At 46.2% G+C, this 13,789-nt stretch carries 13 protein-coding genes; 8 read left to right on the forward strand and 5 right to left on the reverse strand.

Features of this window, described 5'->3' with window-relative positions; translation table 11 throughout:
- Positions 1-461: 461 nt before the first annotated feature.
- Together GY683_RS03255 and GY683_RS03260 are read left to right on the forward strand one after the other, a co-directional pair.
- Positions 462-2,114: an OmpA family protein gene (locus GY683_RS03255; RefSeq protein WP_297287384.1), complete on the forward strand. Its 1,653-nt coding sequence runs from the start codon at positions 462-464 to the stop codon at positions 2,112-2,114.
- Positions 2,115-2,208: 94 nt separating this feature from the next.
- The gene (locus GY683_RS03260; RefSeq protein ID WP_297287385.1) at positions 2,209-2,955 is read left to right on the forward strand and encodes a pseudouridine synthase; all 747 of its coding nucleotides are present in this window, start codon (positions 2,209-2,211) and stop codon (positions 2,953-2,955) included.
- A gap of 21 nt (positions 2,956-2,976) precedes the next feature.
- Here the strand turns inward: GY683_RS03260 and GY683_RS03265 are convergent.
- The 4 genes from GY683_RS03265 to argS all read right to left on the reverse strand — a co-directional run bounded on the left by GY683_RS03265 (position 2,977) and on the right by argS (position 7,135).
- A protein-coding gene (locus GY683_RS03265; RefSeq protein ID WP_297287386.1) for an IS3 family transposase occupies positions 2,977-4,409 on the reverse strand; the annotation gives its coding sequence in 2 pieces (ribosomal slippage) (positions 2,977-3,914 and positions 3,914-4,409; 1,434 coding nt in all).
- Between the two features lie 88 nt (positions 4,410-4,497).
- A complete protein-coding gene (locus tag GY683_RS03270) occupies positions 4,498-4,911 on the reverse strand; it encodes a S4 domain-containing protein (protein ID WP_297287387.1) in 414 nt (137 codons plus the stop codon).
- Positions 4,908-5,336: an ASCH domain-containing protein gene (locus GY683_RS03275; RefSeq protein WP_297287388.1), complete on the reverse strand. Its 429-nt coding sequence runs from the start codon at positions 5,334-5,336 to the stop codon at positions 4,908-4,910. Before GY683_RS03275 ends, GY683_RS03270 begins: the two co-directional genes overlap by 4 nt.
- Positions 5,337-5,395: 59 nt before the next feature.
- Positions 5,396-7,135, reverse strand: a complete 1,740-nt coding sequence (argS, locus tag GY683_RS03280) for an arginine--tRNA ligase (protein WP_297287389.1) — start codon at positions 7,133-7,135, stop codon at positions 5,396-5,398.
- 316 nt (positions 7,136-7,451) lie between these two features.
- Here argS and pstS point away from each other — a divergent pair, with 316 nt between their 5' ends.
- From pstS to phoR, 6 genes are all read left to right on the forward strand, one after another.
- Positions 7,452-8,606, forward strand: coding sequence for a phosphate ABC transporter substrate-binding protein PstS (pstS, locus tag GY683_RS03285; protein ID WP_297287390.1), 1,155 nt, complete (start codon positions 7,452-7,454; stop codon positions 8,604-8,606).
- Between the two features lie 101 nt (positions 8,607-8,707).
- Complete coding sequence (gene pstC, locus GY683_RS03290) at positions 8,708-9,658, forward strand: phosphate ABC transporter permease subunit PstC (RefSeq protein ID WP_297287391.1); 951 nt, start codon at positions 8,708-8,710, stop codon at positions 9,656-9,658.
- Positions 9,659-9,701: 43 nt separating this feature from the next.
- Positions 9,702-10,622, forward strand: coding sequence for a phosphate ABC transporter permease PstA (pstA, locus tag GY683_RS03295; protein ID WP_297287392.1), 921 nt, complete (start codon positions 9,702-9,704; stop codon positions 10,620-10,622).
- 35 nt (positions 10,623-10,657) lie between these two features.
- Positions 10,658-11,452 carry a phosphate ABC transporter ATP-binding protein PstB gene (gene pstB / locus GY683_RS03300; RefSeq protein ID WP_297287393.1) on the forward strand — a complete coding sequence of 265 codons (795 nt, stop codon included), beginning with the start codon at positions 10,658-10,660 and terminating at the stop codon, positions 11,450-11,452.
- Positions 11,453-11,565: 113 nt separating this feature from the next.
- Positions 11,566-12,258, forward strand: a complete 693-nt coding sequence (gene phoB / locus GY683_RS03305) for a phosphate regulon transcriptional regulator PhoB (RefSeq protein ID WP_297287394.1) — start codon at positions 11,566-11,568, stop codon at positions 12,256-12,258.
- Positions 12,258-13,538, forward strand: a complete 1,281-nt coding sequence (gene phoR, locus GY683_RS03310) for a phosphate regulon sensor histidine kinase PhoR (RefSeq protein ID WP_297287395.1) — start codon at positions 12,258-12,260, stop codon at positions 13,536-13,538. Before phoB ends, phoR begins: the two co-directional genes overlap by 1 nt.
- Here phoR and GY683_RS03315 read toward each other — a convergent pair.
- Positions 13,527-13,789: WG repeat-containing protein (locus tag GY683_RS03315; protein ID WP_297287396.1), on the reverse strand; the 263-nt coding region annotated here is incomplete at its 5' end. The genes phoR and GY683_RS03315 overlap by 12 nt on opposite strands.

Below are 13,789 nucleotides of genomic sequence, written 5' to 3' on the forward strand. Positions count from 1 at the left end.
TAAAAAGATTAAAACTTATCCAAATCACCCAAAATACTGGCGGTAAATCTATCTGCAGAATTGATAACAATGTCAAAAAATAGCAAGGTTTGTTATGTTGCAACAAAAGTTGGCGCGATAAAGTTCTGACGATCTAAAATACCCAAATTAGACTTCAAATGACAGCCTGTAACTTGTGATTTGGTGCGTGTTAGTATATCAGTTTAAATGGGTTTGGCAACCGCAGAGCTTAATAAAACAGCGGATTATGTCAGCATTTAAGTAACCAATGGGTGAGTTGTACGGTGGTTTTGTAAAAACATGCCACCAGATGGTTTTTGTGGCGGGTGTTTTGTTTAACTATTGTGTTAAGGTCTTTTTTATTTCTCAAAAATGGTTCACAATAACACACAATCAAGTTCTAAGCGTGATCAGGCTTAGGATTTTATTAAAAACAAACACACAAACAAAGGAGTTTTCTTATGAACCTTATCAATACTTTATCTGAGCTGGTTACCCCGCACGTTTTGGCTGCGACAGCGACCCACGAAGGCGACAACACTGTTAAGGCTAAATTGCTTTCAGCGTTTTATGCCATCTTTGCTTCACGCCTAACCGACGGTAATGCTTTTTCTCGTCTGTCTGCATTGAATCCACTGGATTTGGATAATGGTCGCAGCATTCTTGATGCTGTGTTCAATGATAACAATACCATCAATCAAACCGCTCAGCTAAATGATCAGCTTGCCAAAGAATTCAACCTATCTACTGCGACTACCAGCGCACTAACTGCTGTGTCAGCGCCTTTAGTACTTAGCAAGCTAAAAGAATTGTCTGGTTCAACTTCTTTGCCTGTATTCCTAAAAGATAACCTATCAACATTCAGCTCGCTACTGCCTTCATGGGCATATGCGCTACTCCCAGCTGGTCTTCTAGGCGGTGCAGCTGCTGCAACTGCAGCCACTAAGCCCGCCGCCGCTACTGCTGTTAAGACAGAATCTGCGCCTGCTGCTCATGCACGCGTTGAGCCAGCTGCAGCAAACACTCACGTGGTTCGCGAAGAAGAGAAGAAAGGTGGTTTCTTAAAGAGCATCTTGCCAATCATCGGTCTGATCATCCTAGGTGGTCTTGCATGGCTATTACTACGTGGCTGCCAAGACAAGCCAGCGCCTGTTGCAGCACCTGCCCAAAATGCTGACGAAACAGCACCAGCATCAATGACCGCTGCTGACGCAACCCCTGCTACTCTAAACATCGCTGTAGATGAGACTGGTAATGCGGTTTATTCTTGCCGCGGTCAAGCAGGTTCTGAAGGCGTGCTTGGTTCTATCCGCACTGCAATCGCAGGCGTATTCGGCACTGATAAGTGTTCACTAGAGACAGCGACTGGCTACTCTGACACCATGCCAGCGGCAGACCACCTACCTGCAATCCTAGGTCTAATGAAAGGCGTACCTAGCTCTAGTGTGAGCATCGCAGATAAAGCTGTTCGCTTCAATGCAGGTAACGAAGCTGATGTGGCTAAGCTAATCGAAGGTGCTAAAGGCATCCTACCAGCAGACTTCACTGTAGAAGCAGAGCCACAGCTTGACGTAGCCGCTGCTGTTGCAGGTAGCATCAATTCTGCTAAGCAAGCCATCTCAGGTCTTGGCGACAATGCATCTGCTGATGATCTAGTACGTGCTCTAAACCTACAAATCATCAACTTCGCAACTGACTCAAGCGAAATCCCAGCTGAGAACCAAGAAATTCTTGACCTAGCAGCAGCGAAGCTAAGCGCACTACCAGAAGCAACACTAAAAATCATCGGTCACACCGACAACCAAGCGTCTCACGAATACAACCAACAGCTGTCTGAGAAGCGTGCTACCGCAGTTCGTGATTACCTAGTATCAAAAGGTGTACCTGCTGAGCGTCTAAGTGTTCAAGGTGCAAGCTATGACCACCCAGTAGCATCTAACGCAACTGAACAAGGTCGCTTCCAAAACCGTCGTATTGAGTTCACTCTATCTCAAGCTGGCGAACAAGTTGCCGCAGTTGGTAATGCACCAACCAGTGAAGCTACTCAAGTAGAAGCTAATCAAGCTGAAGTAGCACAACCTGTTGAAGCACCATCAGCTACCGAGAGCAAATAATAAATTCTATCTTTGAATAATCAAAGTTAGTATTCAAAACCAGATGATGTTACCATATCATCTGGTTTTTTATTGGATAAGCTAAAATAACGACATGGCAAATGTGATTTTATTTAATAAGCCATATGGTGTTCACAGTCAATTTCGTAAAGATAATGACGACATGGCGACATTGGCGGATTTCTTTGTGGATAAGACGCTGCGTGTGGCGGGCAGGCTTGATAAAGACAGCGAAGGGCTGTTGATATTGACTGATGATGGCGCGCTCAATCATGCCATCACCACGCCATCAAATAAAGGCAACACCAAAGAGCAGGGCAAAACTTATCTTGTGCAGGTGGAGAATGTACCCACCGCTGAGCAGCTGCATCAATTATCATCAGGGGTGCCATTAAAAGATGGTAAAACCTTGCCTGCCGTAGTCAGGCATCTGTCTGAAGATGAGCTGCCGATCGAGCTGTGGCAGCGTAATCCACCCATCCGTGAGCGCAAATCCATCCCAACATCATGGCTGTCTATGACGATTTTTGAGGGTAAAAATCGTCAGGTTCGCCGCATGGTTGCGCACGTTGGCTTGCCGTGTTTGCGGTTGATACGCTATCAGGTTGGTCAATGGTCATTGGGCGATAAGGCGCACCAACTCGGTGTGGGTGAACATCTACGTATTCAGCTATCCGATGATGAGCTTATCAAGCTTGGGGTGGGCAAAAATAACCCAACTAAATCACCAAAGACACGTAAATTCCCACCCAAATCGACAAAGCCTAATCATCCAAAGAATCGCCACCATCAATCAAATAATAAAAAACGCCCAAAATTTGAACCGACCCCCAATTCTTAGACACCAGTTTAAGATTAACGGTTAAGGTTTAATCAAGGACTGAGTTCTGTATTGTACAGGACTCAGTCCTTTTAATTTTACTTTTATTCTATCATGATTGTAGTAATGAATATACTCATCAATCACTTGTCTAAGCTCATCGGTTGATGTAAATCTTCTACTGTTTTTGCCATGAAAGAAGATTTCTTCTTTTAATGTCCCAAAGAAACTCTCTATCACGGCATTATCCAAACAATTTGCTTTTCTTGACATACTTTGGATAATACCATTGTCTTTTAAGCTTTGTTGGTAGCACTTCATTTGATAATGCCAGCCTTGGTCAGAATGTAAAATGAGTTGTTGGTTACTGTCGCTATTGCCATCTGCTTGCAGTCGCTTTAGTGCTTTATCAAGCATCTTAGCAACCAAGCCATAATTTGGACTGCTATGCATCTGATGACTGATAATCTCACCATTATATAAATCTATGATGGGCGATAAGTAAAGCTTGTTTGTATTGCCTTGCTTATCCACCACTTTAAACTCAGTGACATCTGTTGCCCATTTATGATTGGGCTTATCTGTTTTAAAATTACGGTTTAAGACATTGGTAGCGATTTTGCCTACTTGTCCACGATAGGTGCTGTATTTGCTTCGCTTACGACGAATTACTGCTTTAAGCCCAAGCTCATTCATTAGTCGTTGTACTTTTTTATGATTGATGATAAAGCCTAACTGCTTTAGTGCGAGAGTCATACGCCGATAGCCATATCTGCCTTTGTGGGTGTGGTAGATATTTTGAATTTCATGTTTTATTGCTTGATGCTTGTCAGCCTTGGCAAGCTGTTTTAGATGATAATAGAACACGGATCTGGCAAGCTTGGCTGCTTTGAGTAAATCACTCAGCAAATATCCTTGTTGCCTTAATTCACCAACAATTAAGACTTTGTCTTTGACTTTGATTGATTCTTTTGACGAATTAAGGCATCGAGCTTTTTTAGGTAAGCATTCTCGGCTTCTAGATATTGAATGCGTCTGAGTAACTCAGCGTGTTCATTGGTTGATGTTTGATTTGCCTTGGCTTTTTTAGCTGCTTTATCTGATTTATTGGTTGATGTGGTCATGGATTTTCTACCTTTAGGTTTGGGAGTCAGTCCCATGATACCATGAGTTTGATAAGCTTTTAACCATTGAAAGAGTACACTTGGGTTACTGATATTTAATTCAATCGCCAAAGTGCGTATGGATTTACCAGCAAGTAATTGTAATACTGCAGCGTGTTTGAATTCTGGTGAATAACTAGCTTTGCTCTTTCTGATACGAATACCATCAATACCATGAGTTTGGTAGAGTCTCACCCAGTTTTGGACAATAGAGCGTTTAATACCAAACGAGTTGGCTGTGCTTTGGTAACTATGCTCTGTTAAATAATGCTGAATGACTTCAAGTTTAAAGTCCATTGTGTATTTGGTCATAAAAACACCCCAAAGGTTGTCTAACTTTTGGGGTGCGGTTCATTATGTACGGTGTTTTTTTGTTTTTGGCGTGCTAAATATATTTAAATTACCAATTATTTTTAAATTTCTCAATGTCCCGACGCTGTTTTTTGTCGGGTTTGGTGGAGGGTCGGGCAAGGTTTTGCAGTTTACGTTGCTCGGCAAAAAACTCTCGGGTGGCAATGCTCTCATCCGTCTCATCGTATAGCGTTTGGGCGATGGTGGCACTGCCCCGATTGTCAGATAAGGCTTTGATAATGATGGTTTTTTGTTCTTGGACGCTGGCATGACCTTGGCGAATGGTTAGTGTGTCGCCCACTTGTAGCTCTTTGCTCGTTTTGATTTTTTGACCGTTCATGTGGACTTTCCCGCCTTCTATCGCTTCTTTGGCAAGGGTGCGAGTGCGAAAAAATCGTGCCGCCCACAGCCATTTGTCGGCACGGACTTTATTTAGGGTCTCTTTGTCGGCTTGGTTTTTCATGGGGTGTCCAGTATTTTTATGACATCAAAGGTCTCAAACAATAACCACATTTTATCATCAAATACCCCAAACCGCTCAAAAAATTCTTGATGAGCCGTCCGCCAAAATTCAAGCGACAAATCGCCTTCGCCTTCTTGACGTGCCAATTTTTCATTCACATCACAAAAGCGAATGATGAATTGGGCGTTATTTTGGATGATACAGCGTGGGAGGTTTTGTCCGTCTGTGATGACTTGCAAGCTTCCAACGGGGTAAGCTGGCTCGTCCAAATGCCAATGTAGGGCGGTGCAAGTGGCTCGCTTTTTGCCGTCTAGGACAAGCCCTACAAGTTCGTCTGCCATTTGGGGGCTGTCGCCAAATGACCAATGGGGCAGGGTGGTAATGTCCAAATTGTCGGTGCTTATATTGCCAAATTTGTCAAACATAAGTGCTTCCAATTCAAGATTGCCATTAGGACAACCTAATGGCAATCTTGAATTGTTAATTACATCTTCTCAACCGTCTTAATGCCCAATAAATCCAAGCCTGTTTTTAAAGTCTTAGCGGTCAAGTCTGCCAGTTGCAGACGGCTGTTTTTGGTGTCGTCATCTGCCGATAGTATCGGGCAGGCTTCATAAAACGATGAAAAAATGCCAGCTAATTCATACAGATAGCCACACAACACATGGGGCGTACCGTCTTTGGCGACTTGGCGTAGGGCTTCTTCAAATTGTAGCAATTTGACCGCCAATGCTCGCTCTTTGTCGTCCGCGATGACAATCTCGCCTGTCAGCGTGTCAGGATTTACCCCTGCTTTGGCAAAAATAGAACGCACACGAGTGTAAGCGTACTGCATATAAGGGGCGGTGTTGCCTTCAAAGTTTAACATACTGTCCCAGTCAAACACATAATCGGTCGTGCGGTGCTTGGATAGGTCGGCATATTTGACCGCCCCAATGGCAACCGCATCAATGAGTGCCGTCCGCTCATCGGCAGTTACGTCTGGGTTTTTGCTGTCTATCAAGACGGTGGCACGGGCAACCGCTTCATCAAGCAGGTCGGCAAGTTTGACCGTACCGCCTGTACGAGTCTTGAACGGTTTGCCGTCTTTACCAAGCATCATGCCAAAATTGTGATGTTCTAATTTAAAGTTATCAGGCACAAATCCGCCAAGCCGTGCAATCGCCCACGCCTGTGCCATGTGTTGGGCTTGGCGTGTGTCAGAATAGACAATGGCACGGTCAGCGTGCAAGGTGTGATAACGATAGCTTGCGGCGGCGATGTCGGTGGTGGTGTACAAAAATCCGCCATCTTTTTTCTGAATGATGATACCAAGTGGCTCGCCTTCTTTGTTTTTAAATTCGGGCAGATATACCACGGTCGCTCCGTCATCTTCTACCGCCACGCCTTTATCTTTTAGGGTTTTGACGATGTCAGGGAGCATGGGGTTATATAGGCTCTCGCCCATGATGTCTTTATCGGTTAGGGTTACGTTTAGGCGTTCGTAACTGGCTTGGTTTTGGCTCATGGTAATGGCAACGAGTTTTTGCCACATGGCAAGGCAATACTCATCGCCACTTTGGAGCTTGACCACATAGCCACGAGCTTTTTCGGCAAAGTCGGTATCGCTGTCATAATTCGCTTTGGCATCACGATAAAAGGCTTCTAGGTCGGACAGCTCCATATCGGACGCATTTTCGTTTTGCATTTTTTCAAGATAGGCGATGAGCATACCAAACTGCGTACCCCAGTCGCCCACATGGTTGGCACGAATGACGGTGTCGCCCAAAAATTCAAGCACACGCACCGAGCTGTCGCCAATAATGGTAGAACGCAAATGCCCAACGTGCATCTCTTTGGCGACGTTTGGCGATGAGTAGTCAATGACAACGGTCTCGGTGTGGTCGGACGTAATGCCCAAGCGGTCGGACGTGCGAGCGGTGTGGGCGGATTTGGCAAGAAACTCCTTGTCAAGAAAGATATTGATAAAGCCCGGCCCTGCGATTTCTAATTTTTCGGCAATGCCGCCCAAGGCTTGGCTTTTTGTCAACTCATCAAGTACTTTTTGGGCAAATTCTCGTGGGTTGGTGCCAAGTTTTTTGGCAACGCTCATCACACCATTGGCTTGGTAGTCGCCAAATTGGGGCTTGCCTGATTGCTTGATAACAGGGTCGGTGTCTTTGTCTGCCCCTGCGTTTATCATGGCGGTTTGTAGGTGGGTGTGAAGTAGGGATTGGATAGTCATGACGGCTCTTATGAATGAATAAAATTAAACCGATTATTATACTAAAAATTTAGCAATTTGGGGAAAATCATCGATGAAAACAATCACAGGGTTTTATTTTGATGGCAAAAGTAAGATGAATTGGCTTAATTAAAAAATATAGAGAATTTTGCGGGTGTCTGAAGTGAGTTTACCAAAAAACAACATTGTCATACAAAAACCAAAAAATAAATTACTTGTCATATAACTGTCATTTTTGGTTGTTAAACTTAGCGCCAGTAAGTTAGTGGTATCTCCTTAACACCCATGACGGGACAACTTTTCACAAGGTAAGAACATGAAAGCAAATAAGTTCATCATCTCAGCACTATGCCTATCACTAGGCGCGATGACCCTAGCAGGCTGCCAAGACAAAGCAGCGCCAGCCAAAGAAGGCGCAGAACAAGCACCAGCAGCTGCAGCACCACAAGAAAACGCTGCCGCTCCTGCAGCCGCAACTGACAAAGTTACAATGAACGTAACAGGTGCAGGCGCATCATTCCCACAACCTATCTATGTACAATGGGCGCAAGGCTTCCTAGAAAAAGCAGGCGGTCAAGTTAACTATCAATCAATCGGTTCATCTGGCGGCGTGAAGCAAATCGTGGCTAAGACGGTTGATTTTGGTGCGACTGACTCGCCAATGAGCGCAGAAGAACTTGATAAAGAAGGCTTGGTGCAGTTCCCAACCGTGATCGGTGGCGTTGTGCCAATCGTGAACATCGAAGGCGTTGAAGCAGGTGCGTTAAAGCTAACTGGCGACGTTCTGGCTCAAATCTACCTAGGCGACATCACTAAATGGAACGACCCAAAAATCGCTGAGCTAAACCCAGATCTAACCCTGCCTGATGAGAATATCGTCACTGTATTCCGCTCTGACGGTTCAGGCACAAGCTTCATCTTCACCAACTACCTAAGCCAAGTATCTGCCAAATGGAAAGACACTGTAGGTGCAGACAAGACAGTTAAGTGGCCAACCGCTCAAACTGGTACAGCAGGTAAAGGTAACGAAGGCGTGGCAACTTATGTAGGCCGTGTGAAGAATTCGATCGGCTATGTTGAATATGCATACGCAAAACAAAACAACATGGCACACACCCAGCTTCAAAACGCAGCGGGTCAATTCGTACAGCCATCACAAGAGACGTTCGCGGCAGCGGCAGATGTTGATTGGTCAAGCACCAAGGGCTTTAACCTGGTGCTAACCAACCAACCAAGCGACAACGCATGGCCACTAGCGTCAGCAACTTTCATCCTAGTTCACAAGAACCCAGCCAACCTAGACAACACCAAGGCTGCTCTGACCTTCTTTGACTGGGCATTCAAAGAAGGTGACGACATGGCAAAAGGTCTTGACTATGTGCCACTACCAGCGAACGTAAAAGACCTAGTTCGTAAAGAGTGGGAACAAGTGGTTGGTCAAGATGGTAAACCACTATACGTAGGCAACTAAGCCTAAGCAAGAAAAAACCATCGCCATGGTGGTTTTTTCTTTTATTTATGATTTTTCATTGAATAATGTGATGTACCTAAGCGTGATTGGAGACGCTTTTCATGGATAATGTCCTTGCCAAAAAATTAAAACGCGAGCAGATGTACGATAAGGTATTTGTCGGCACGACTCGACTGTTTGCCACATTGGTTCTGCTTATTTTGGGTGGTATCTTGGTATCGCTCATCTATGGTGCTTGGCCCAGCATCCAAAAGTTTGGCTTTGATTTCTTAACGTCGAGCAATTGGGATGTGGTCGCTGGTGAATATGGCGCGTTGGCACCGATTTATGGCACGATCTTAACCTCCATCATCGCGCTGGGTATCGCCACTCCTGTTAGCTTTGGCATCGCCATTTTCTTGACCGAGCTTTGTCCAAAATTCCTAAAAAAACCTCTAGGCATCTGTATTGAGCTACTGGCAGGCATTCCGTCGATCATCTATGGTATGTGGGGTCTGTTCGTGTTCGCACCGATCTTTGCAGACTATGTACAGCCTGCACTTGCCAAGACAATCGGTCAGATTCCTGTGCTTGATAAGTTCTTCTCGGGTGTGCCGATGGGTATTGGCATCTTGGCGGCAGGTTTGATTTTGGCGATCATGATTATTCCATTCATCGCATCTGTCATGCGAGATGTCTTTGAAGTGACACCGCCCATGCTAAAAGAGTCTGCTTATGGACTGGGTGCGACGCGCTGGGAAGTGATCCGCAGTGTGGTGCTGCCTTATACCAAGTCAGGTGTTGTCGGCGGCATCATTCTAGGTCTTGGACGTGCACTGGGTGAGACGATGGCGGTGACATTCATCATCGGTAACACCTTCAACCTAAGCCTCGATCTGTTCGGCTCTGGCGTATCGATCACCTCGGCACTTGCCAACGAATTCGCCGAAGCGATCGATCCAATGCATGTATCATCGCTGCTGTTCTTAGGCTTGATTCTGTTCATCATTACATTCATCGTGCTGTGCATCTCAAAGCTTATGCTCATGAGAATGACCAAGAACGAAGGTTGATAAGCCAATCAAACCGCCAAATTGTAAATAAAAGGAAAAACCCATGCAAATCGAAGTCGCTAATAAGCCAAAAGTCAACGTGCCACGTCTAGATACGCCATTATTTCCTGCGGTGAATAAGACATCGGATAACGCCATCTACACACGCCGCCGCCTAATCAATAAAGGCTCGCTATTGTTCGCTTATGTGGCGATGGCGTTTGGCTTGTTCTGGCTTGGTTGGATTTTTTATACGCTGTTTTATGAAGGCATCACAGGGCTTGGTGCGCACGTATTTAGCCTAGATACACCGCCGCCAGGCATGCAGGGCGGTCTGCGTAACGCCATCATCGGTAGTCTTATGATTACCGCCAGTGGTCTGCTTATCGGTACGCCGATTGGCATTTTGTGTGGTATTTATTTGGCAGAATTTGGACGTAATAGCAAGCTGGCCGCTGCCACGCGCTTTATGAATGACGTGCTACTGTCTGCGCCATCCATCGTGATCGGTCTATTTATCTATGGTCTGATCGTCGTGCCACAAGGTCAGTTCTCAGGTTTGGCCGGTTCTTTGGCGCTGTCGCTGCTGGTGATTCCTGTTGTGGTGCGTACCACAGAGAACATGCTTCGCCTTGTCCCGAATGCGCTTCGTGAAGCTGCCTTTGCACTGGGCACGCCAAAATACAAGCTGGTCAGCATGGTTACCCTAAAAGCCGCCAAAGCAGGCGTGATGACGGGCGTGCTGCTTAGCCTTGCGCGTATCTCAGGTGAGACTGCGCCGCTGCTGTTCACAGCATTGAATAACCAATTCTTCAGCACTGACATGTCATCACCGATGGCGAACTTGCCGAACGTGATCTACCAATTCGCCATGAGTCCTTATGCAGACTGGCATGCGCTGGCATGGACAGCGGCACTACTGATCGCATTGTCTGTATTGACGACGAACATCATTGCGCGTGTTATGCAGTCTAAGTCACACTAATCATTAAACTATTATACTGAATTTTGAGAATAACCATGAACCTACCAACTTCTGACATCATTGCACCATCAGCCCAAACCTCAAAGATCAGCGTCAAGGATTTTAACTTCTACTATGGCAAATTCCACGCGCTAAAGAACATCAACTTAGATATCCCTGCGCATCAAGTAACGGCGTTTATCGGTCCGTCAGGTTGTGGTAAATCAACACTGCTTCGTAGCTTTAACCGTATGTACGACCTGTACAACGAAAGCCATACCACAGGTAAGATTTTGCTCGATGGTAAAGACATTCTGGGTGCTGATGCGGATGTGAACCTGCTGCGCGCCAAGGTAGGCATGGTGTTCCAAAAGCCCACGCCATTCCCGATGTCAATCTATGACAATATCGCCTTTGGGGTGAAATTATACGAAAAGCTAAGCAAAGCCGACATGGATGAGCGTGTCGAATGGGCGCTAAAAAAAGCCGCGCTATGGACAGAAGTCAAGGACAAGCTAAAGCAGTCTGGCAACTCTCTGTCAGGTGGTCAGCAGCAGCGCCTATGTATCGCGCGTGCAGCAGCCTGTCGCCCTGAGGTGCTGCTGCTTGATGAGCCGACATCTGCACTAGATCCGATCTCTACAGGATTCATCGAAGAGCTGATTAGTGAGCTAAAGCATGACTACACCATCGCCATCGTTACCCATAACATGCAGCAGGCGGCTCGTGTGTCTGACCAGACTGCTTACATGTATCTGGGTGAGCTGATTGAGATCGGCGAGACAAACATGATGTTCACTCAGCCAAAAGTGCAGGCGACCCACGATTACATCACGGGTAAATTCGGCTAATACGCTCAAATTTTTTGTTTCACATTTTGAGAAATTAATGGTACATTTGAGCTATTGAATGTGCCATTTTTTCCAGAATTTTTTAGCATTGATATCAAGAAAAAGGATATGTCATGCCAAGCATACTTGTCGTAGAAGATGAACTGTCTATCCAAAGACTGATTGAATTTGGTTTGCAGCAGGCGGGATTTGATGTGAATTTGGTTGAAAGTGCCGAAGATGCTAAGGCAGTCATCGATGATCGGCTTCCTGATGTGGTTCTGCTCGATTGGATGCTGCCGAAGATGTCTGGCGTGGACTTCGCCAAAGAGCTACGCATGAACGAGCGCACCAAGGATCTGCCCATCATCATGCTGACTGCGCGCGGCGAAGAGGCTGATAAGGAGCTTGGGCTCAATTTGGGCGCAGATGACTATGTCACCAAGCCATTTAGCCCGCGTGAGTTGGTGGCGCGCATCAAGGCGCTGCTGCGTCGCCGCGCCCCGCAGAAGACAGACAACATCGTACAGGTTGGCAGGCTTACCCTAAGCCCGCAGGAGCATCAAGTGAAAGTCGATGGTAAGGTGATTCATTTTGGTCCGACAGAATTTAAGCTTTTGCATTTCTTTATGACGCACACAGATCGCATCTATAGCCGTGGTGAGCTGTTAGATTTGGTGTGGGGTGATCATGTGTTCATCGAAGAGCGGACGGTGGATGTGCACATTCGCAGGTTAAGACGCGAGCTTGAAGAGGTGGGCGTGGCGCACTACATTCAGACCGTGCGTGGCGTGGGTTATAGCTTTAATGATAAAGGTCAGGCCTGATGGTGCAGATATTGGCGGTATTGGTATTTGCGCTGTTGTGCGGTGTGTTTGGCTTTTATGTGGTTGGTGATTATGCGGGGTTTATCTTTGCGATCATAGTGCTGGTGGCTTGGGGGGTGTACCACAGCATTCATCTGCATCGATTGACCAAATGGCTCGACGACAGACGTCAAGCGATGCCAGAGGCGATCGGGTCGGGAAGCGGGCAGGGCGGTGTCTGGCAGGGCGTTTTTGATAAATTATCCATCGAAGAGCGCAGCCGAACCAAGCGCAAACAACGCCTAACAGATGCCATTCATCGTCTAAATCGTATGATGGCAGCCATTCCAAGTGCCGTACTCATCGTCAACGAAAAAGGCGGCATCGAATGGAAAAACGCCCGCGCTGATGAATATCTGGGGCTAAAGTCATCCAAGCTTTCATTAAAAGAACAGATTGATCATGAAGAATTTTCGTTATTTTTGGACAAAGCGATCGCACAAGGGGGGAGTGTGGACGACAAACTGACTTTGAATCAAAAAACCCTACTGATGAATTTGATTCCCATCGAGGCGAACGCCAACATGCTCATCGCGCATGATATCAGCGCCAGCGAGCAGCTTAATATCTCAAAAAACACCTTCATCGCTAACGTCTCGCACGAGCTTAGAACGCCATTGACCGTCATTCAAGGCTTTCTTGAGACTTTGGCGGATAACGACCTTGACAAGCCATTGCAGCGTGAGTTTATTGGGCTCATGCAAAAAGAAAGCTCAAGAATGCTTGATTTGATCGAAGGTTTGCTGACTTTATCCCGCCTAGAAAATGACCAAAAAAGCCTAGAACACGCCGAACCCATCAACCTATCCGAGCTGATCGAAGGCATCTGCCAAGACGCCAAAGCGCTCAGCAGCAGCCACCACATCACCAGCGACATCGCGCCTGATGTATGGGTGTCAGGGGTGTATAAAGAGCTATATAGCGTGTTTAGCAACCTTGTGTTCAACGCCATTCGCCACACCGACAACGGCACCGATGTCCATGTTCATCTATCTGTTGGTGATGAGATTGAATTTTTTGTGCAGGATAATGGCGAAGGGATTGATGCTGAGCATTTGGGGCACTTAACCGAGCGATTCTATCGCGTGGATAAGGGCAGAAGTCGCAAGACGGGCGGTAGTGGGCTTGGGCTTGCCATTGCCAAACACGCCCTAGCACGTCATCAGGCAAGCCTAACCATTCAAAGCGAAGTGGGCGTGGGGAGCGTGTTTGGGGTAAAAATGCCAAAATCAGAAGTCTAGGCGTTTGCCTGTTTCGTCTATATAAAATTCTTCGCCGTTTAGTTGCACTTTGGCTTTACCATTTTCAAAAACCCAAGCATTATCATATTGAACAGGGATAACTACTTTGCCTGTTTTATCAATAAAGCCCCATTTGCCGTTTTGTTTTACTTGTGCCAAGCTCTCTGAAAAGCTCCAAGCATAATCATATTGAACAGGGATAACTACTTTGCCTGTTTTATCAATAAAGCCCCATTTGCCGTTTTGTTTTA

The sequence above is a fragment of the Moraxella sp. genome (assembly GCF_024227015.1).
Classification (GTDB): Bacteria; Pseudomonadota; Gammaproteobacteria; order Pseudomonadales; family Moraxellaceae; genus Moraxella.

Excerpts from the sequence above, each read along its gene's own strand:
- GY683_RS03255 (WP_297287384.1), top strand. The coding sequence starts at position 462 with ATGAACCTTATCAATACTTTATCTGAGCTGGTTACCCCGCACGTTTTG.
- GY683_RS03260 (WP_297287385.1), top strand. The coding sequence starts at position 2,209 with ATGGCAAATGTGATTTTATTTAATAAGCCATATGGTGTTCACAGTCAA.
- GY683_RS03270 (WP_297287387.1), bottom strand. The coding sequence starts at position 4,911 with ATGAAAAACCAAGCCGACAAAGAGACCCTAAATAAAGTCCGTGCCGAC.
- GY683_RS03275 (WP_297287388.1), bottom strand. The coding sequence starts at position 5,336 with ATGTTTGACAAATTTGGCAATATAAGCACCGACAATTTGGACATTACC.
- argS (WP_297287389.1), bottom strand. The coding sequence starts at position 7,135 with ATGACTATCCAATCCCTACTTCACACCCACCTACAAACCGCCATGATA.
- pstS (WP_297287390.1), top strand. The coding sequence starts at position 7,452 with ATGAAAGCAAATAAGTTCATCATCTCAGCACTATGCCTATCACTAGGC.
- pstC (WP_297287391.1), top strand. The coding sequence starts at position 8,708 with ATGGATAATGTCCTTGCCAAAAAATTAAAACGCGAGCAGATGTACGAT.
- pstA (WP_297287392.1), top strand. The coding sequence starts at position 9,702 with ATGCAAATCGAAGTCGCTAATAAGCCAAAAGTCAACGTGCCACGTCTA.
- pstB (WP_297287393.1), top strand. The coding sequence starts at position 10,658 with ATGAACCTACCAACTTCTGACATCATTGCACCATCAGCCCAAACCTCA.
- phoB (WP_297287394.1), top strand. The coding sequence starts at position 11,566 with ATGCCAAGCATACTTGTCGTAGAAGATGAACTGTCTATCCAAAGACTG.
- phoR (WP_297287395.1), top strand. The coding sequence starts at position 12,258 with ATGGTGCAGATATTGGCGGTATTGGTATTTGCGCTGTTGTGCGGTGTG.